Source organism: Streptomyces spectabilis (assembly GCF_008704795.1).
Classification (GTDB): domain Bacteria; phylum Actinomycetota; class Actinomycetes; order Streptomycetales; family Streptomycetaceae; genus Streptomyces; species Streptomyces spectabilis.
Genome location: NZ_CP023690.1, coordinates 4,529,677 through 4,547,936 on the forward strand (window position 1 = coordinate 4,529,677; position 18,260 = coordinate 4,547,936).

An 18,260-nucleotide genomic window follows, 5' to 3' on the forward strand; every position below is an offset into this window, starting at 1 on the left:
TTTCTGTCCGAGGGCTTATCGTGAGATCCATGACGACCACGGAGACCAGCGGAAGCGGCGACATCACCCGCAGCCTCGAACTGCTCTGGGGCGAGGGGGAGCGCCGCGCGCGGGGCCCCAAACCGGCCCTGACCCTGGACCGGATCGTCACCGCCGCGGTCGCCCTCGCCGACGCCGAGGGCATCGCCGCCGTCTCCATGCGCCGTCTGTCGCAGGAGCTGGGCACCGGCACGATGTCGCTGTACCGCTATCTGCCGGGCAAGGCGGAGCTGCTCGACCTGATGCTCAACCACGTCCAGGCGCCCACCGAAGACGAGGACGCCTTCGAGGGCGGCTGGCGCGCGGGCGTGGAGGCGTACGCCCGCGAGGCCCTGGACCGCTACCACGCGCACCCCTGGCTGCTCCAGGTCAACCAGTCGCGGCCCGTGCTCGGCCCGAGCGCCGTCGGCGGCCTGGAGAAGGTCCTGTCCCGCATCAAGCCCATGGGCCTGCGGGACCCCGAGCTGATCTCGGTCCTGATCCTGGTCGAGGGGTACGTCACCGGGGTCGCGCGCATGCACGCGCAGTCGGTGGAGGCCGACGCCGCCGGGCTCTCCGAGGAGGCCTTCTGGGAGAAGCAGGGGCCCGTGCTCGGCCGGGTGATGACCAGCGGCCGCTATCCGCTCGTCGCCGGTCTCTCGGACGACACGTTCGGCTCGGACTTCGACCACTTCGAGTTCGGCCTGCAGCGGATCCTGGACGGCCTCGACACCCTCGTCGAGCAGCGCGAACGCGCGGCGGGGCGGGCCTAGGGGCGCGGCGCGCCACGGGTGCGCGGCGCAAAGAGGCGCATGGCCTCGGGGCACGGCGGCACCCCGCGTGACAGACCGGCCCGCCCGTGTCTGTATGGAGGGATGAAGCCGAGTCCCGCGCGTCCGGCGAGCCCCGAGCTCGCCCGGTTCGAGAAGCAGCAGGCGGTCCTGCTGACCAGCCACAAGAAGGACGGCACCGGCGTCGGCACCCCCGTCCACTTCGCGGTCGACGGCGACCACGCGTACTTCCGCACCTTCGGCAGGGCGGGCAAGGTCAAGCGGCTGCGCCGGGACCCCCAGGTCGAGATCGCCCCCTCGACGCTGCGCGGCAGGCCGACCGGGCCCGGACTCAGGGCCCGGGTGCGGCCGCTGGAGCGCGGCAGCGGCGAGTACGCGCGCGCGGCCCGTCTGATCAACCGCAAGTACCCCGTGCAGCAGGGCGTCCTCGTGCCCCTGTGGCACAAGTTCCGCCGGGACGCGACGCTGCACTACGAGGTGCGGCCCGTCCCCGAGGAGGCTCCCCCGGCGCCTTAGTGGGCACCGGGGCGCTCACCCGCGGCGGAACAGCCGTTTCAGGCCGAGTACCGCGAGCACCACCGCGCCCAGGACGACCGCGCCCTTGGTCGCGCCGCCGGAGAAGCCGCCGTTCCCGTCGCCGGAGCCCCCGCCGTCCGACGACGAGCCGCCCCCGGCACCGGCGCCCTTCACCTCGACGGCCTCGACGTCGCTCTGCTCGCCCTCCGTGCCGTACATGAGCCGGCTGCCGTCGGGGCTGTACGTCACGGACTCGCCCTGGCGCTGGAGCGGGACGCTCAGCCGGCCCTCGCGCTTGATCCTGCCGCCGTCGCGCCAGGTGAAGCCGACGCCGCCGAGGTAGCCGCGCAGCGCGAGGTGCTTGCCGTCGGGCGAGAAGGCGCCGTCGGTGACCCACAGATCGGTGCTCGCCACCCGGCGGAAGACGTTGGTGCCCGAGGTGGACATCCGGGCCGGGCCCTCGTAGAGGGAGCCGCCGTCCTCCTTCTTGTCGGCGATGTAGACCCGCCCCGTCTTGGGGTGGACCATCAGCGCCTCGGCGTCGCGCGGCCCGTCGGCGTACTTCACGACGTACTGCGTGGCCCGCACGGACTGGTCCTTCAGCTCCTTGGGCTCGGGCAGCTTGTAGACCCACACGTACGACCACTTGCCGCCGAGGTTGTCGCCGATGTCACCGACGTACAGGCTGCCGTCGGGACCCATCGAGATGGCCTCGACGTCGCGCGGCTTGCCGACGCCGGTCATGGTGATCCGGGCGACGGTCTTGCCCGTCCTGCTGTCGACGGCGTACAGATACGCGCCGCTGTCCTGGTCGTTGTGGGTCCAGTAGACGCCGGGGTGGGCGCGGGACGCCACCAGGCCGCTGGACTCGGTGATGCGCGGGTCCTCGATCGTGAACCCGTCGTTGCCCGCCTCGTCCGCGGCCAGGGCGGGACCGCCGGACGCCACCAGGACCGCAGCCACCACCGCAGCGGCCCCGGCCGCACACACCCTCGAAGAACGCATGGCTCAAGCCTGCCACCCCGCAGCCCGGTGCCAGGTGTCAAGGCTCACATCGCTGCGCACGGGCGTGATCCGCGATGATGAGCGGATGCTCAGGTTCATGTTCGTCGGCGACTCGATGACCATCGGCAGCGCCGGGGAACACACCTGGCGCTACTGGATGTGGCGCCACCTGTGCGCCACCCTCGGCGCCCCCTTCAAGGTCGTCGGCCCCCGCGAGGCCCTCTACGACAAGGTGGCCGAGGCCCCCACGTCGTACGCGTACGCCCAACCGGACTTCCCGCGCCGCCACTTGGCGGGCTGGGGCGAGGGCTGGCTGCACATGGCGCCGCTGATCGGCGACGCCGTGCGGCGCGAGCGGGCGGACGTGCTGCTCGTCTCGCTCGGCCTGATCGACCTCGGCTTCTACACGAACGCCGAGCAGACCGCCGCGAACGTCCGGGCCTTCGTGACGGCGGCCCGCGCCGCCAACCCGCGCGTCGCGATCGCCGTGCTCCCCGTCATCCCCAACGTCCGCGCGCACGACGACGCCGCCTTCGCCGCCGAAGTCGCCCTCTTCAACGAGCTGCTCGCCAAGACGGTCGCCGACCTGGACACCCCGGCGTCCGCCCTCCTCCTGGCCTCGCCCCCCGAGGCGTACGACATCCACTACGACACGTACGACGGCACCCACCCCAACGAACGCGGCGAACAGAAACTGGCCGACGCCTACGCCCAGGCCCTCTCCCAGGCCTGGGACCTGGGCTCGGTCCCGGAGCCGCACTGACCCGGCCGGGCCGTCCGGACCGGCTCCACCGCCCGACGGCCGCCCTTCGGCGCCGGGCCCTCGACTTTCGGCATCCGCTCCTGGCCGGAAGGCCGACGTGCGGGGGGTGTCCCGCTTCCTAGGTTCGGGGCATGACGGTCACGACCCCTCCCACCCGCACCGCAGAACGGGCGCTCGCGCCGGACCTCGCGCGCGGGCTCATGCTGCTCCTCATCGCCCTGTCGAACACCGCCTTCCATCTGTGGCGGGCCGAGCGCGGGCCGTCGGGGTGGCAGCCCGTGGACGGGTCGTGGCTCGACCACGTCGTGCAGTTCACCATGATCACGACACTCGACCTGCGGATCTACCCGCTGTTCGCGTTCCTCTTCGGGTACGGGATGACGCAGATGTATCTGCGCCAGACCGCCCACGGCACCGAAGGGCGCGCCGCCGTGGGCGTGCTGCGCAGACGGAGCCTGTGGATGGTCGTCATCGGGCTCAGCCACGCCACGCTCCTGATGGCGGGCGACATCATCGGCTACTACGGCGTCCTGAGCCTCTTCCTCGGCTGGATCTTCGTGCGCAGGAGCGACCGGGCCCTGAAGTGGTGGATCTGGATCGGCGTGGCGCAGACGCTGCTCTTCACGATGGCGCCGTTCGTCGCCGCGCTGCTGCGCGGGGACCTGGGCTCGATGGGGGACGCGGGCGCCGAGCCCGGCTACCTCGCGTACGGGGCGGACGAGGAGAGCTGGTCGGCCGCCGCCGGGACGCGGGTCGTGACCGGCCTCTTCGTGACGTCCGCGGCGCTGCTGTCCCTGGTCGGCGGCGGGTACCTCGTCTTCCTGCTCGGGTTCTGGGCGGCGCGGCGGCGGATCCTGGAGGAGCCGGGCCGCCATCTGCCGCTGCTGCGCCGCACCGCCGTGATCGGTGTCGCGGTGGGCTGGCTCGGCGCGCTGCCCGCCGCGCTCGCCCACGTGGGAGCGGTCCGCGTACCGGACGACGCGCAGAGCGAGGAGGGCGCCCTGACGGTGCTGCGGGAGGTCACGGGCACCGCGGGCGGCGTCGGATACGTGGCCGCGGTCGCGCTGTTCGTCGTGTGGTGGACCAACCGGCCCGGGCGCAGGGGCGGCACGGCCGTGACGGCCGTCGCGGCCGTCGGCAAGCGGTCGATGTCCTGCTACCTCACCCACTCCCTGCTCTTCGCCCCGCTGCTCGCGGCCTGGGGCCTGGGCCTCGGCGGGCAGCTGGGCAGCGCGACGACGGCCCTCGTCGCGACGGCCGTGTGGCTGGTGACCGTCGCGGGCGCGTACGCGCTGGAGAAGGCCGGACGGCGGGGCCCGGCCGAGGCGTTGCTCCGGCGCCTCGCCTACGGCGCCCGGACGGCCTCGGCCCGGACGGCGGGCTCGACCGGGGCCGGGGCCGGGGCCGGGGCCGGGGCCGGGGCCGGGACCGGGATCGGGGCCGGGGCCGAAGGGGCCCGGAAAGCCGACGCCGGGGCCAGTCTGCGCAGCCCCCGCTGAGCCTGGTCCCGCCAGTGCGGGGCGTCGGCCCGGCGCGCCAGGGACAGGGCCTGGCAGTAGTGCGTGACGGCGTCGTCGGCGCGGCCCAGGTGTTCGGCGATCTCACCGAGGTACTGGGCGACCGGGCCGAGCGTGGCCATCCCGGACCCGGCGCCCGCCAACTCCCCCGCGGCGGGCAGGAGTTCCTCGTACGCGGCCTCCGCGATGTCGTCCTCGCCGAGGCGGACGGCGGCGAGCCCGGCGGCCACGAGGCGCAGCTCGTACAGGAAGTCCCGGCGCATGGTGAGGAGTTCGGGCAGCAGCGCGCGGGCCCGCGCGCCGTGCCCCGCGGCGGCGAGGGTCAGCGCGTGGGTGGCGCCGCAGCCCGCGCCGCGCCCCCACGTCTCGTACTCGCGCAGCGACAGGTCCACGTGCTCGGCCAGGCGCCCGTCCTGCTGGCGCAGACAGAACAGCGCGAGCCCGTACACGGCGTGCTCGGCGCCCCACAGGCCGAGCGCGCCGAAGGTGTCGCGCGCGGCGGCGTAGCGCCGCGCGGCCTCGTCGTGCCGGTGGGCGACGGCCGGGCGCAGCGCCCCGTACAGCGTGGGCACGAGGTCGAGCACCGGGACGCCGAGCCCGGCGGTGAGCCGCCGCACGGCCGCCGCCTGCTCGTCCGCCTCGCGGAAGGAGGCACGGGCGGCGTGCGCCTGGAGCAGGGCGGTGCGGGCCACCGCCTCGGCCGCGCCGAGGCCCGCGCCCCGGGCGACCGACAGCATCTCCTCGGCGACGCGGGCGCGGCGCGGCGCGAGCCCCGCGGCGCCGTGTGTCTGCAGGAGGCGGCTGTTCAGCGCGTGCACGAGCAGCCGCGGGTCGCCACTGCGGCGGGCGAGGCGCTCGGCCTCCGCGGCGGCGCCCTTGGCCCGCTCGCCGCCGACGCCGTCGAGTTCGCGGGCGAGGACGGCGAACAGCCGGCACCTCACCTCGTCGTCCGCCTCCGGGACGTGGGCGAGCAGCCGCTCCACGGCGCCGGTGACGCGTGGGTCAGGCCCGCCCGCGTAGTCCCGGTGGTACCAGAGCGTGGGCATGTCGTCGCAGGCCACGAGGTGCGCGAGGGCGGCCGGTTCGCCGTCGGCGGGGAAGCGTTCCAGGGCGCTGAGGCGCTGGGCCCGCGCACCCTGGAGATCACCGGCGAGCGTGAGGCTGCGGACCAGGCCGACGACGCGGTCGCAGCCGTCGGGGGCGGCCACCAGCGGGGCGGTGCCGAGGCGTTCGTGGACGGCGAGCGCGCGCCGCCACAGGCGCGCGGCCTCCTGGTGGTCACCGCCCTGCCGGGCGGCGGTGGCGGCGGCGTGCACGTGCCGCACGGCGCGGTCCACGTCGCGGGGGCCCGCGGACTCCAGGCAGTGGTGGGCGAGCGCGCCCGTGTCGGCCGGGCGCAGCCGTTCGACGGCGGCGGCGGCGCGGGCGTGCCAGCTGGTGCGGCGCAGCCGGGAGGTGTCCTGGTAGAGGGCGTCGCGGACGAGGGCCGACGCGAAGCGGAGACGGCCGGGCCCCGGTTCGCCGATGAGCCCGGAGCGCAGGGCCTCCTCCAGGACCTCGACGGCGGCGCCTCGGTGCGCGGGGCCACCGTCGGGTCCGAGGCCCCCGTCATGTGCGAGGCCCCCATCGGGTGCGGGGCCGCCGTCGCCCTCCGGCGCGCACATCTCCAACAGGACATCGATGTCAACTTCCGTCCCCACGACGGCCGCCCGCCGCAGCACGGTCTGCGCACCGGGGCTCAGCGCGCCGAGGCGATGCCTGACCACATCGGCCACGCCGGGCGGGACCCGGGTCAGGGCGGCATCCGCTCCCTCCGCCGTCAGGAGCCGTGCGGTCTCGCGTACGAAGAAGGGGTTGCCGCCGGTGCGCTCCGTGAGGCGGCGCACGGTGTCCTCGTCGAGGTCCGGGGCGGGCTCGTCCGTACGGCCCGCGAGGTCGCGGAGCACGGCGGCGACGGCGGTCGCGTCGAGCCCCTGGAGCTCCATCCGGGCCGGTTCGCAGCGGGCGAGCGCGGCGAGCGTGTCGCGGGCCGCGGCGGTCAGCTCCTCCGTGCGGAAGGTGACAAGGAGCAGCACGGGGCTCGCCGCCAGGGCCGTGGGCAGGCGGCGCAGCAGCGTGAGGGTGTCGTCGTCGGCGTGGTGCAGGTCCTCCAGGACGACGGCGAGCGGGGCGCGGCGGGCCGCGGCGGCGAGGTGCGCGGTGGCCGCGGTGTGCGTACGGAACCGGAGGGACTCGGGGACGGCCCCGGCACCGGGGTCGAGGAGCGGGGCGAGGTCGGGCGGGGCCGGCTGCCCGGCGCCGCCGAGCGTGCGCAGGAGCTCCGCCCAGGCGTGCGCGGGCGGGGCGCCCGCCTCCTCCGGGCAGCGGCCGCGGGTGGCCGTCCAGCCGGGGGCGAGCCCGTGCAGGGCCGCCTCGGCGAGCGCGGTCTTGCCCGTGCCGGGGGCTCCGCCCACGAGGGCCACGCGGAGCACGCCCCGCGCGGCGGCCTGCTGCGCCTCCCGCCCGAGGCGCTCCAGCGCCGGGCCCCTGCCGGGCAGGGGTCTTCGGGCCTCGGGCAAGGGCTGCTCCACCCGCCCGGAGGGACGGCTGGCCACGGCGGGGACCGCGGCCCGGACGGGCGGCCCGGGCTCCCGCTCCACGGCCCCGGCGAGGCTGCGGCGCTGGCGGAGGATGTCCTCCTCCAGGGTCCGCAGCGCGAGCCCCGGGTCGATGCCCAGTTCCTCCTTGAGCACGGCGCGTGCCGTACGCAGGGCGGTGAGGGCGTCGGCCTGGCGCCCGGTGCGGTACAGGGCGAGGGCGAAGAGCCGCCAGCCCTCCTCGCGCAGCGGGTGGGCCCGGGTGTGGGCCTCCAGGTCGGCGACGACCCGGGCGGCCGCGCCGAGGGCGAGCTCCGCGTCGGCGAGGCGCTCGGCCGCGAGCAGCCGCAGCTCGCTGAGCCGGGTCACCTCGGGCGCGGCCCAGGCCTCCGCCGCGAACTCCGCGTAGGCGCCGCCCCGCCACAGGTCGAGGGCGGCGGTCAGCCGGTCCCTGGTCTCGGCGGCCCGGCCCGGCACGGACGGCTCGGCGGCCCGCCGTACGAGGTCCTCGAACCGCCAGGCGTCGACCGACGCGAGGTCCAGGCGCAGCGCGTAGCCGGGCGGCGCGGTGACCAGGGTCTGTGCCGGGGTGCGGGTCGGGCGGCCCGGTTCGAGCGCCTTGCGGAGCGTGGAGACGAGCGTGCGCAGGGAGCCGAGCGCCCGCTCGGCCGGGGTGTCCCGCCACAGGTCGTCGATGAGCTGGTCGAGCGGTACGACCCGGCCGCGGGCCATGAGCAGCCGGGCCAGGACGGCCCGGTGGCGCGGCCCGCGCAGATCGGCGCGGCGCCCGTCGTCCCACGCCTCCACCGCCCCCAGTACGCGCAGTTCGATCACAGCGTTCCCCCTTCGGCGCAGGGGGACGCGGCCGCGCCGGTCCACGCGGCGGATGTGTTCCCCCCTGGTGCCGGACTACCCCGCGCTCGTTCTCCCTCGAGCCCGGCGTCCCGGCCACGGCATCCATTGGACGCGGGCGCCTCACCCCGCGTCAATTCGCTGCCGATTCTGGGCGGGTCCCGCCGTTTGCGCAGGCCAGGGCGTTACGCGGCAACACCGCCCGCAAGTACAGGAGTACGCGGACCTGCCCGACGAGCACGGCGTCGAACCGGGCGGGGCGGCCCGGCGGCGGCTACTGTCCGGCTGCCGCCGCCACGGCCACGACGACGAACATCAGCACGAGCACACCGGCCATGATCCGGTTCCTGGTCTTGGGATCCACACCATCGAGCGTAACCGCCCCGCTCCCGCCCCCAGACGCTGGACCGCTTCAAACACCGCGCTACCGCGCTCGTCCTCAAACGCCGGACGGGCTGAAACGCCCCGGCGGGCCAGCCGAACGACGACGCGCGAGCCGCCAGGCCGGGGCCCGGCCAGGTCGCTCGGGTGTCATGGGTGGGCGGGTGGGAGAGAAACCCGCCGCGGCAGCGGCGGAGAAAGCAAACGACGGCGGGAGAGCCGCCAGGCCGGGGCCGGGCCGGGTCACCGGGGCAGGTACGGGTGGGTGGGAGGCGAGGGCGGCGTCAGCCGCGCAAGGCCCACCCGGCCAAGGGCTCGTAGCGAGGCCGCGCTCCAGGCTCCCCGCCCCGGGGCAGGTGGCTGCGGACCAGCGAAAGCTCCCGCACCTCCCACTCCACCCCCTCGAACCCCGAAAGCCCCTCCACGAAGGGCACCAGATCCGCGGCCCCCCGCGCTCGCGCCAGGGTCAGATGGGGATGGAACCCCCGCCCCGCCTCAGGACCGGCCCCGGCCCGGCGCCCGGCCGCCTCCGCGCGGCCCGCGAGCAGCCGCAGCTCCGCCACGCCCCCGGCCACCCCCGCCCACAGCGCGCGGTCCCCGAACCGCCCGCCCCCGCGCAGCGCGAGCGGGAAGGGCGCGGTGCGCCCGGCCGCCCGCGCGAGCCGGGCGGTGAGGTCGGGCACGACCCTGTCGTCGACCTCGTCGAGGAACGCCAGGGTCAGATGCCACCCGGCCCGCTCCGTCCAGCGCAGCGCGTCCGCCCCGGGCAGCCGCTTCAAGTCGTCCACGCGCCCGGAGAGTTCGGCCACCACCGGCTCCGGGGGCAGCACCGCCACGAAGAGTCTCATGCGGCTAGCCTGCCCTGATGAACAGCGACAGCACAGCTCACTCCGGCCCCATACGCGTACGCGTGGGCACCGCCGCCGACGTCCCCGTCTTCCTCGACCTGCTCGACAGCGCCGCCGAGTGGCTGGTCTCCCGGGGCTACACGAAGCAGTGGGGCACCGAGCCGCTGTCGACGCGGCCGAGGCTCGTGGAGCTCGTGGAGAAGTACGTCGCCGAGGGCACGCCGTGGATCGCCGAGGTGGACGGGGAGCCCGCGGGCATGCTGCTGCTCACCGAGAGGCCCACCGACTACGTGGCCGCGGTCGACGAGCCCGAGCGGTACGTGCACTACCTCGCCACCGGCCGCCGCTTCGCGGGCCTGGGCGTGGGCAGGGCGCTCCTGGCCCACGCCGTGGCCGAGACCCGCGCGCAGGGCGTGTCCCTGCTGCGGGTCGACTGCTACGCGGGCAACGGCGGCAAGCTCGTCGCGTACTACGAGAGCAACGGCTTCGTCCGCACGGAGACGTTCACGGCGAAGGACGGCACCTGGCCGGGCCAGGTCCTGACCATGCGGGTCTGAGCCCCGCCCGGCCCCGGCGGGACCGGGGCCGGGAACCGGCTCAGGCGGCCGGCGCGAGCTCGGCCTCGCGCGGCACGAAGCGGACGTGCTGGCGGCCCCGCCGCAGATCCACCTTCAGGCGCAGGTTCGCCGCGCGGGCCAGTATCAGGCCGACGGCGAGCGCGGCCACCGCGACGACAAGACCGCCGAGCGCGAAGCTCACCCGGACCCCGTACGTGTCGGTGAGCCAGCCGAAGAGCGGCCCGCCGAACGGGGTGCCGCCCACGAACACCATCATGAACAGGCTCATCACGCGCCCCCGCATCTCGGGGTCGGTGGCCATCTGCACCGAGGAGTTCGCGGTGACGTTGACGGTCAGGCCGATCGCGCCGACGGGGACGAGCAGGCCTGCGAAGACGTACGCGTTCGGCACGGCGGCCACGGCGATCAGGGCGACGCCGAAGAGCCCCGCCGTGGCCGTGAGCATCCGCAGCCTGGACGCCGGGCGCCGGGCCGCGAGCAGCGCGCCGATCAGCGAACCGGCCGCCATCAGCGTGGTGAACGCCGCGTACATGCCGGAGCCGCCGTGGAAGACCTCGTCGGCGTACGCGCTCAGCCAGATCGGGAAGTTGAAGCCGAAGGTGCCGATGAACCCGATCAGGACGATCGGCCAGATCAGCTCCGGGTGCTCGCGCACGTGGTTCAGGCCCTCGCGCAGCTGGCCCTTGCCGCGGCGCGGGGCGAGCGGGCTGCGGGTCAGCTCGCCGGTGCGCATGAGCAGCAGACCGGCGATGGGTGCGAGGAAGGACAGGCCGTTCGCCAGGAAGGCGTAGCCGGGCCCGACCGCCGCGGTCACGACGCCCGCGACGGCGGGGCCGATCAGGCGGGCGGACTGGAAGTTGGCCGAGTTCAGGCTGACGGCGTTGCGCACCTGGTCCGGGCCGACCAGCTCGGAGACGAAGGACTGGCGGGTGGGGTTGTCGACGACGGTGACGAGGCCGGTGAAGAAGGCCGTCACATAGACGTGCCAGACCTGGACGTGGCCCGTCAGGGTCATCGCGGCCAGGAACAGGCCGCCGAGGCCCATCGCTCCCTGGGTCACGAAGAGCAGGTTCCGCTTGGCGAACCGGTCGGCGATCACACCGCCGTACAGGCCGAAGAGCAGCATCGGCAGGAACTGCATGGCCGTCGTGATGCCGACGGCGGCGGAGGACCCGGTGAGGCTGAGGACCAGCCAGTCCTGGGTGATGCGGGCCATCCAGGTGCCGGTGTTCGACACGACGGCTCCGGCCGCGAAGAGCCGGTAGTTCCGGATGCGCAGCGAGCTGAACATCGAGTTCTTGGGGTGGGCGGGTTTGTCGAGGGTGGTTGGTGCGGGGGCGGAGTCTGCTCCGGATCCCGTACTCAAAAAGGTTCGCCTCCTTTGGCGGGTCCCGGCCCGGGGGCCCTTGGGAAGGCACGGCCCCCCGGGGGGGGCCGTGCCGGTGGTCATTCGGTCACAGGTGTGCCAGCTTCTCCAGGACGGGCGCGGCGTCGCGGAGCTTCGCCCACTCGTCGTCGTCGAGCTCCTCGGCGATCCGCGCCAGCCACGCGTTCCGCTTTCTGCGGCTCTCCTCGAGCATGGTCTCGGCCTGCTCGGTCTGGGTGACCACCTTCTGACGGCGGTCGTCGGGGTGCGGCTCGAGGCGCACCAGACCCTTGGCTTCGAGGAGCGCGACGATGCGGGTCATCGACGGCGGCTGCACGTGCTCCTTGCGGGCGAGCTCACCCGGGGTGGCGTTGCCACAGCGGGCGAGGGTGCCGAGCACCGACATCTCTGTGGGGCTCAGCGACTCGTCGACCCGCTGGTGCTTGAGTCGACGGGAGAGGCGCATCACGGCGGAGCGCAGTGAGTTCACGGCGGCGGCGTCGTCGCCATGGGAGAGGTCCGGCATGGTCTTTAGAGTAACTCATTACCCAGGCTAAGTACCACCGCGTTTACGCGCGTGGGCGCGAGACCTGCCCAGGGAGCGGGGCACGGAACCCTTTCCTCACCCGAACGAGTGAGCCGGATTCGGAAAGTCACGCATCGCCCGTCCGGGGACGGCGACCCTGGCGTGCATGGGATCGACAGTGCTCAGCCTGCGGATAGACGGTGAGCTGCTCGACCGGCTCCGGAAGCACGCCGCCAAGAGGGGAATGAGCGTCCAGGACTACGTGGTCCGGACGCTCGTCCGTGATGACTTCGACGAACGCTTCAAGTCGTCCGTCGAAGAGACAGAGAGGTTCTACGCCTGAGGCCGCGTACCGCGCCCGGGCTCGGGACCCGGACGCGGTACGCGGCCTCAGGGCTCGCGTCGGTCGACCGCTACGTCAGATCGAGCGCGGGCATCAGGTAGTAGAAGGCGAACACGGCCGAGACCACGTACATGGCCACCGGCACCTCGCGCCCGCGCCCCGCCGCGACCCGCAGGACGGTGAAGGTGATGAAGCCCATGCCGATGCCGTTCGTGATCGAGTAGGTGAACGGCATCATCAGCATCGTCACGAACGCCGGGATCGCGATCGTGTGGTCGCTCCAGTCGATCTGGCCGATCGAGCCGGACAGGATCAGGAAGCCGACCGCGAGCAGCGCGGGCGTGGCCGCCTGCGAGGGCACCATCGTGGCGAGCGGGGTGAGGAAGAGCGCCACCGTGAACAGGCCGCCGGTGACGACGTTGGCGAAGCCGGTGCGGGCCCCCTCGCCGACGCCCGCCGTGGACTCCACGAAGCAGGTGGTGGCCGAGGAGGACGAGGCGCCGCCCGCGGCGACGGCGATGCCGTCGACGAACAGGACCTTGTTGATGCCGGGGAAGTTCCCCTTGTCGTCGGTCAGCTTGGCCTCGTCGCCGACGCCCATGATCGTGCCCATCGCGTCGAAGAAGCACGAGAGCAGCACGGTGAAGACGAAGAGGACGCCGGTGAGGACGCCGACCTTCTCGAAGCCGCCGAACAGGCTGATCTCGCCGACGAGGCCGAAGTCCGGGGTCGCGACCGGGTTGCCGGGCCACTCGGGGGTCGTCAGGCCCCAGGAGGGCACATCGGCGACCGCGTGGATGATCATGGCGAGAGCCGTCATCACGACGATCGAGAGCAGGATCGCGCCCGGCACCTTGCGCACCAGGAGCGCCAGGGTGAGCAGCACGCCGAGGACGAAGACGAGGACCGGCCAGCCGTTGAGGTGGCCGTCGCCGCCGAGCTGGAGCGGCACGGTGGTGTGGGCGGCGTCCGGGATGCGCGAGACGAAGCCCGCGTCGACGAGGCCGATCAGCATGATGAACAGGCCGATGCCGATCGCGATGCCCTTGCGCAGGCCGAGCGGCACCGCGCTCATCACCCGCTCCCGCAGCCCCGTGGCGACGAGCAGCATCACCACGAAGCCCGCGAGCACCACCATGCCCATGGCGTCCGGCCAGGACATGCGGGGCGCGAGCTGGAGCGCCACCACGGTGTTCACGCCGAGCCCGGCCGCGAGCGCGATCGGGACGTTGCCGATGACGCCCATGAGCAGCGTGGTGAACGCGGCCGTGAGCACGGTGGCGGTGACCAGCTGCTTGTTGTCCAGCTGATGGCCGTACATGTCCTTCGCGCTGCCGAGGATGATCGGGTTGAGCACGATGATGTACGCCATCGCGAAGAAGGTGGCGAAGCCGCCGCGCACCTCGCGCGCCAGGGTCGAACCCCGCTCCGTGATCTTGAAGAACCCGTCGAGCCCGCCCTGCGGGGGATTCGGGGGCGGCTGCTTGGCGTCGACCGGAGCGGTGGCCGAGGGGGACATGCGGGACCTCATGACCTCTGTTGAGCGGGATAGGCCTGACTTGCGCGTACTTGTGTCTTCATACGAAAGCAACTGGCCATTAAGAAGCCGTTTCAGTATGAATACATGAGACTGAAATGGCCATCTCCGCGCGTAGAGCCTTGTGGCACAAGGGGTCGCATGGGGTCACAAGGGGGGCCCGGGAGCGTCCTCCGGCCCGCCGGAGGCCCCGTCTAAGCTGAGGGCATGGCGAAGTGGACACCGAAGCACGAGGCACCGGAGCCCCTGGAGGGGCCCGTCGTCGCCACCATCACCGGCGGCACGGTCCTCTGGTTCGTCCTCTTCCTGGTCCAGCTGCCGTTCTACGGCTGGTTCGACGACCACGACGCCACGTGGTGGGTGTGGACCTGCCTCGCGGGCGCGGGCCTCGGCCTGATCGGCATCTGGTACGTGCGGGGGCGCGACGCGGCCATCAAGCGCGCGGAGGCCTCTCGTACGGGCGCAGTACGGGATGCGACCTGAGGGCAGACCCTCTCCTACCGTGGTCGGATCTTTCGGACATTCAAGGGGTGGAGCCCCTGATCCCGCCTTACCGTCGAAGGCATGACGCATATCGACGCGGGCGCCGAGCTCGACCCGGTCCATCCGGTGGCGCCCCCCACGGGGCGCGCCACCGGTCTGACGGCAGCTGAGGTCGCCGAGCGGGTCGCCCGCGGCGAGGTCAACGACGTACCGGTCCGCAGCAGCCGCTCCACCACCGAGATCATCCGCGCCAACGTCTTCACGCGCTTCAACGCGATCATCGGCGTGCTCTGGGTGATCATGCTGTTCGTCGCGCCGATCCAGGACAGCCTCTTCGGCTTCGTGATCGTCGCCAACACCGGCATCGGCATCATCCAGGAGCTGCGCGCCAAGAAGACCCTCGACGGGCTCGCCGTCATAGGCGAGGCCAAGCCGACGGTCCGGCGCGACGGCGTGGCCGCCGAGATCTCCACCTCCGAGATCGTCCTCGGCGACCTGGTGGAGCTGGGGCCCGGCGACAAGATCGCCGTGGACGGCGAGACGGTCGAGTCCGACAGCCTCGAAGTCGACGAGTCCCTGCTGACCGGTGAGGCCGACCCGGTCCTGAAGAAGCCCGGCGACAAGCTCATGTCCGGCTCGTTCGTGGTCGCGGGCGGCGGCGCGTTCACGGCCACCAAGGTGGGCCGCGAGGCCTACGCCGCCCAGCTCGCGGAGGAGGCGAGCCGCTTCACCCTCGTCCACTCCGAGCTGCGCTCCGGCATCTCCACGATCCTCAAGTACGTGACGTGGCTGATGATCCCGACGTCGATCGGCCTGATCATCTCCCAGCTCGTCGTCAAGGACGACAACTTCAAGGAGTCGATCGCGTACACGGTCGGCGGCATCGTCCCGATGATCCCCGAAGGCCTGGTGCTCCTCACCTCCGTCGCCTTCGCCATCGGCGTCATCCGCCTCGGCCGCAAGCAGTGCCTGGTGCAGGAACTCCCGGCCATCGAGGGCCTCGCGCGCGTGGACACCGTCTGCCTCGACAAGACGGGCACGCTCACCGAGGGCGGCATGGACGTCACCGAGCTGCGCCCCCTGAACGGCTCGGACGAGCCCTACGTACGCAAGGTCCTCGGCGCCCTCGGGGAGTCCGACCCGCGCCCCAACGCCTCGCTCCAGGCCATCATCGACGCCTACCCGGCGGGCGAGGAGTGGCGTTGCACCGAGTCGCTGCCGTTCTCCTCCGCCCGCAAGTACAGCGGCGCGAGCTTCAGCGAGGGCGACGGCGAGAGCTCGACCTGGCTGCTCGGCGCGCCGGACGTGCTGCTGCCCGCCGGGGACCCGGCGCTCGACGAGATCGAGCACCTCAACCACCAGGGCCTGCGCGTGCTGCTCCTGGCCCGCGCCGCGGGCGAACTGGACGCCCCGGACCTCGCCGCCGGGGCGCGCCCCACGGCCCTGGTCGTCCTGGAACAGCGCCTGCGGCCCGACGCCGCCGACACCCTGCGCTACTTCGAGGAGCAGAACGTCCAGGCCAAGGTCATCTCCGGTGACAACGCGGTCTCCGTGGGCGCGGTGGCGGGCAAGCTGGGCCTGCCCGGCGCGCAGAACACGGTGGACGCGCGGCAGCTGCCCACGGACCGGGACGAGATGGCCGAGGCCCTGGACGCCAACTCCGTCTTCGGCCGCGTGACCCCGCAGCAGAAGCGGGACATGGTGGGTGCCCTCCAGTCCAAGGGCCACACGGTCGCCATGACGGGCGACGGCGTGAACGACGTCCTGGCCCTCAAGGACGCGGACATCGGCGTGTCCATGGGCTCGGGTTCGGAGGCGACGCGGGCCGTCGCCCAGATCGTCCTGCTCAACAACAGCTTCGCGACGCTGCCTTCAGTGGTGGCCGAGGGCCGCCGCGTCATCGGCAACATCACGCGCGTGGCGACGCTCTTCCTGGTGAAGACGGTCTACTCCGTCGTCATTGCCCTGCTCGTGGTCTGCTCCCAGGTGGAGTACCTGTTCCTGCCGCGCCACCTGACGCTCCTGTCCACGCTGACGATCGGCGTCCCGGCCTTCTTCCTCGCGCTCGCCCCCAACAAGGAACGCGCCAAACCCCACTTCGTCCGCAGGGTCATGCGCTACGCCCTGCCCGGCGGCATCATCGCGGCGCTCGCCACCTTCGCGACGTATCTGCTCGCCCGCCACCACTACGTGGGCGACGGCGCCCGCGAGGCCGAGACCAGCGCGGCCACGCTCACGCTCTTCCTGGTCTCCCTGTGGGTCCTGGCGATCATCGCCCGCCCCTACACCTGGTGGCGGATCTGCCTGGTGGCGGCCATGGGCCTGGGCTTCCTGCTGGTCCTGACCATCCCCTACCTCCAGGACTTCTTCGCCCTGAGGCTGGTGGGCACGACCCTGCCGTGGGCGGCGGTCGCGATCGCGGCGGTCGCGGCGGCGGCGACGGAGTTCGCCTTCCGCTGGATCGACCGCCGCTTCGCGGCGTAGCCGACTACCGCACGTCGACGAAGTCCCCGGCCGCCGTCACGGCCGGGGACGTCCCCGCCCCGCCGAACACGTACCGGAAGGACCCGTCCACGGACGCCTTCACGGTGGTCCTCAGGTTCCCCTTGGCGTCCGACTTCACCGTCTTGAGCGTCTTGTAGGCGCTCGCGCCCTTGGCCTTGAACTGGAGCTTGACCGGCTGGCCTGTGTAGCCCGCGTACGTGCGCTTCTCCCAGTCGGCACGGGTCAGGGCGCCGGAGACGGTGAGGGTCTTGCCCTTCCGCACCGGCTCGGGGGTGGCGTTGACCGTCAGCTTGGCGGCACGCTTGACGCCGACCGTCGTGTACTTGCCCTTGACGACGTGGTTCTCGGCGCTGCCCTTGCCGAGCAGGCCGGCCAGGACCTTCCACTGGCCCGCGGTGCCGTTGCGGAGCCCGCGCGGGTCGGCCACCACGACGACCTTGCAGGTGCCCTTGGTCGCGCTCAGCTTGACGCACTCGGGCTCGACCTGCGGGGCGATGGCGCCGTCGGCGCGCTCCGGGTACGCCTTGCCGTGCCAGACGAGGGCGATGCCCTCCTTGATGCCCTTCGGGTCGGTGCCCGTGACGGTGATCACGAACTTCTTCTTGGAGGTGCCGACCACGAGGTCCTTGCCGCCGTTGACGACGACCTTCGTGATCTTGGTGTTGCCCTTCTGCGAGTCGAAGGCCTGCGCGGCCGGGACGGCGAGGGCGGACAGGACGACGGCGCCGGAGACGGCGGCCGCGGTGGTGGTGCGGATGCGCATGGGGGTGTTTCCTCGGGGTGGGTCGGAGAAGGCGGGGTGCGTCAGCGGACGTCGATGGCGTCGCCCGCGGAGGTGACCGCGGGGGTCGTGGACGTGCCCGCGAAGACGTAGCGGAAGGTGCCGTCGGCAGAGGCCTTCACCGTCGTCTTCAGATTGCCCTTGGCGTCGGACTTCACCGTCTTCACGGTGGAGTACGCGCTGGCGCCCTTCTTCTTGAACTGGAGCTTGACCGGCTGCTGGGTGTAGCCCGCGTATGTGCCGGTGTCCCAGTTGGCGCGGGTCAGGGCGCCCGTGACCGTGATCGTCTTGCCCTTCTTCACGGGCTCCGGGGAGGCGTTCACGGTGAGGCGGGCGTTGCGCTTCAGGCGGGCGTCCGACTTGAGGTACTCCTCGCGGTGCTTGTCGCCGTTGTTGTTGACCGCGGTGGCGTAGACGTTCCAGCGGGTTCCGGCGTGCGCGTTGCGGAGGTCCTGCGGGAAGGCGATGACGGTGTCGCTGCAGGTCTTCGTGGTGGCGTCCACCTCGACGCACTCGGCGTTGTAGACCACGGGCGCGATGACTTCCTTGGACGTGCTGAAGTCCGGGCCGAACCAGAGGAACCCGCTGGCGCCCCGCACACCGGCCGGGTCAGTGGCGGTGACGGAGAGCGTGAACTTCTTCATCTCGGTGGTGCCGATCACGACGTCCTTGCCACCGTTGACGCTGAACTTCGTGATCTTGAGGTCGCCTGCGGCTTCGTCCGCCTGCGCGGCGGGCACGGCGAGCACGGACAGGGCCAGGGCGCCGGACACGGCGGCCACGGTGGCACGGATGCGCATGTGTTTCCCCTGGTGGAGAAGGGGCCCCGTGGTGCGTACGCCGTCACACGGGGCCCAATTGATCTAGGAGTCTG

Annotated in this window: 15 protein-coding genes and 1 pseudogene; 8 read left to right on the forward strand and 8 right to left on the reverse strand. The window is 72.9% G+C overall.

Annotated elements, in window-relative coordinates; genetic code table 11:
- Positions 1-29: 29 nt before the first annotated feature.
- Positions 30-791 carry a TetR/AcrR family transcriptional regulator gene (locus CP982_RS19565; protein WP_150511736.1) on the forward strand — a complete coding sequence of 254 codons (762 nt, stop codon included), beginning with the start codon at positions 30-32 and terminating at the stop codon, positions 789-791.
- A gap of 102 nt (positions 792-893) precedes the next feature.
- Positions 894-1,325, forward strand: a complete 432-nt coding sequence (locus CP982_RS19570; protein WP_150511737.1) for a PPOX class F420-dependent oxidoreductase — start codon at positions 894-896, stop codon at positions 1,323-1,325.
- A 15-nt stretch (positions 1,326-1,340) separates the two neighbouring features.
- On the opposite strand, the gene CP982_RS19575 is transcribed toward CP982_RS19570, so the two are convergent.
- Positions 1,341-2,330, reverse strand: a complete 990-nt coding sequence (locus CP982_RS19575) for a TolB-like translocation protein (protein ID WP_150511738.1) — start codon at positions 2,328-2,330, stop codon at positions 1,341-1,343.
- 85 nt (positions 2,331-2,415) lie between these two features.
- Here CP982_RS19575 and CP982_RS19580 point away from each other — a divergent pair, with 85 nt between their 5' ends.
- Together CP982_RS19580 and CP982_RS42550 are read left to right on the forward strand one after the other, a co-directional pair.
- Positions 2,416-3,093, forward strand: coding sequence for a GDSL-type esterase/lipase family protein (locus CP982_RS19580; protein WP_150511739.1), 678 nt, complete (start codon positions 2,416-2,418; stop codon positions 3,091-3,093).
- Between the two features lie 131 nt (positions 3,094-3,224).
- Complete coding sequence (locus tag CP982_RS42550) at positions 3,225-4,592, forward strand: DUF418 domain-containing protein (protein ID WP_150511740.1); 1,368 nt, start codon at positions 3,225-3,227, stop codon at positions 4,590-4,592.
- 2,096 nt (positions 4,593-6,688) lie between these two features.
- Here the strand turns inward: CP982_RS42550 and CP982_RS42555 are convergent.
- A pseudogene (locus tag CP982_RS42555) lies at positions 6,689-8,065 on the reverse strand (AfsR/SARP family transcriptional regulator); the annotation flags it as partial.
- Between the two features lie 638 nt (positions 8,066-8,703).
- The gene (thpR, locus tag CP982_RS19595; protein ID WP_150511742.1) at positions 8,704-9,267 is read right to left on the reverse strand and encodes an RNA 2',3'-cyclic phosphodiesterase; all 564 of its coding nucleotides are present in this window, start codon (positions 9,265-9,267) and stop codon (positions 8,704-8,706) included.
- 17 nt (positions 9,268-9,284) lie between these two features.
- On the opposite strand from thpR, the gene CP982_RS19600 reads away from it, so the two are divergent.
- Complete coding sequence (locus CP982_RS19600; RefSeq protein WP_150511743.1) at positions 9,285-9,824, forward strand: GNAT family N-acetyltransferase; 540 nt, start codon at positions 9,285-9,287, stop codon at positions 9,822-9,824.
- A gap of 40 nt (positions 9,825-9,864) precedes the next feature.
- On the opposite strand, the gene CP982_RS19605 is transcribed toward CP982_RS19600, so the two are convergent.
- The gene (locus CP982_RS19605; RefSeq protein WP_150511744.1) at positions 9,865-11,211 is read right to left on the reverse strand and encodes an MFS transporter; all 1,347 of its coding nucleotides are present in this window, start codon (positions 11,209-11,211) and stop codon (positions 9,865-9,867) included.
- Between the two features lie 88 nt (positions 11,212-11,299).
- Positions 11,300-11,737, reverse strand: a complete 438-nt coding sequence (locus CP982_RS19610) for a MarR family winged helix-turn-helix transcriptional regulator (protein ID WP_144004064.1) — start codon at positions 11,735-11,737, stop codon at positions 11,300-11,302.
- A 166-nt stretch (positions 11,738-11,903) separates the two neighbouring features.
- Between CP982_RS19610 and CP982_RS19615 the strand changes: the two genes are divergently transcribed.
- Positions 11,904-12,080: a ribbon-helix-helix protein, CopG family gene (locus tag CP982_RS19615; protein WP_150511745.1), complete on the forward strand. Its 177-nt coding sequence runs from the start codon at positions 11,904-11,906 to the stop codon at positions 12,078-12,080.
- Positions 12,081-12,150: 70 nt separating this feature from the next.
- Here the strand turns inward: CP982_RS19615 and CP982_RS19620 are convergent, their stop codons facing one another.
- Positions 12,151-13,599: an NCS2 family permease gene (locus CP982_RS19620; RefSeq protein WP_150511746.1), complete on the reverse strand. Its 1,449-nt coding sequence runs from the start codon at positions 13,597-13,599 to the stop codon at positions 12,151-12,153.
- Between the two features lie 225 nt (positions 13,600-13,824).
- On the opposite strand from CP982_RS19620, the gene CP982_RS19625 reads away from it, so the two are divergent.
- Positions 13,825-14,100, forward strand: a complete 276-nt coding sequence (locus CP982_RS19625) for a DUF2530 domain-containing protein (RefSeq protein ID WP_150511747.1) — start codon at positions 13,825-13,827, stop codon at positions 14,098-14,100.
- Positions 14,101-14,181: 81 nt separating this feature from the next.
- Positions 14,182-16,584, forward strand: coding sequence for a cation-translocating P-type ATPase (locus tag CP982_RS19630; RefSeq protein ID WP_150511748.1), 2,403 nt, complete (start codon positions 14,182-14,184; stop codon positions 16,582-16,584).
- A 4-nt stretch (positions 16,585-16,588) separates the two neighbouring features.
- Here the strand turns inward: CP982_RS19630 and CP982_RS19635 are convergent, their stop codons facing one another.
- Entirely contained in the window at positions 16,589-17,368 is a 780-nt protein-coding gene (locus CP982_RS19635; protein WP_150511749.1) for a calcium-binding protein, read from the reverse strand.
- A 41-nt stretch (positions 17,369-17,409) separates the two neighbouring features.
- Positions 17,410-18,186, reverse strand: a complete 777-nt coding sequence (locus CP982_RS19640; RefSeq protein WP_150511750.1) for a calcium-binding protein — start codon at positions 18,184-18,186, stop codon at positions 17,410-17,412.
- Positions 18,187-18,260 lie beyond the last annotated feature (74 nt).

Coding starts and splice junctions, on each gene's coding strand:
- CP982_RS19565 (WP_150511736.1), top strand. CDS start 30: ATGACGACCACGGAGACCAGCGGAAGCGGCGACATCACCCGCAGCCTC.
- CP982_RS19620 (WP_150511746.1), bottom strand. CDS start 13,599: ATGTCCCCCTCGGCCACCGCTCCGGTCGACGCCAAGCAGCCGCCCCCG.
- CP982_RS19635 (WP_150511749.1), bottom strand. CDS start 17,368: ATGCGCATCCGCACCACCACCGCGGCCGCCGTCTCCGGCGCCGTCGTC.
- CP982_RS19600 (WP_150511743.1), top strand. CDS start 9,285: ATGAACAGCGACAGCACAGCTCACTCCGGCCCCATACGCGTACGCGTG.
- thpR (WP_150511742.1), bottom strand. CDS start 9,267: ATGAGACTCTTCGTGGCGGTGCTGCCCCCGGAGCCGGTGGTGGCCGAA.
- CP982_RS19630 (WP_150511748.1), top strand. CDS start 14,182: ATGACGCATATCGACGCGGGCGCCGAGCTCGACCCGGTCCATCCGGTG.
- CP982_RS42550 (WP_150511740.1), top strand. CDS start 3,225: ATGACGGTCACGACCCCTCCCACCCGCACCGCAGAACGGGCGCTCGCG.
- CP982_RS19610 (WP_144004064.1), bottom strand. CDS start 11,737: ATGCCGGACCTCTCCCATGGCGACGACGCCGCCGCCGTGAACTCACTG.
- CP982_RS19625 (WP_150511747.1), top strand. CDS start 13,825: ATGGCGAAGTGGACACCGAAGCACGAGGCACCGGAGCCCCTGGAGGGG.
- CP982_RS19570 (WP_150511737.1), top strand. CDS start 894: ATGAAGCCGAGTCCCGCGCGTCCGGCGAGCCCCGAGCTCGCCCGGTTC.
- CP982_RS19615 (WP_150511745.1), top strand. CDS start 11,904: ATGGGATCGACAGTGCTCAGCCTGCGGATAGACGGTGAGCTGCTCGAC.
- CP982_RS19575 (WP_150511738.1), bottom strand. CDS start 2,330: ATGCGTTCTTCGAGGGTGTGTGCGGCCGGGGCCGCTGCGGTGGTGGCT.
- CP982_RS19580 (WP_150511739.1), top strand. CDS start 2,416: ATGCTCAGGTTCATGTTCGTCGGCGACTCGATGACCATCGGCAGCGCC.
- CP982_RS19640 (WP_150511750.1), bottom strand. CDS start 18,186: ATGCGCATCCGTGCCACCGTGGCCGCCGTGTCCGGCGCCCTGGCCCTG.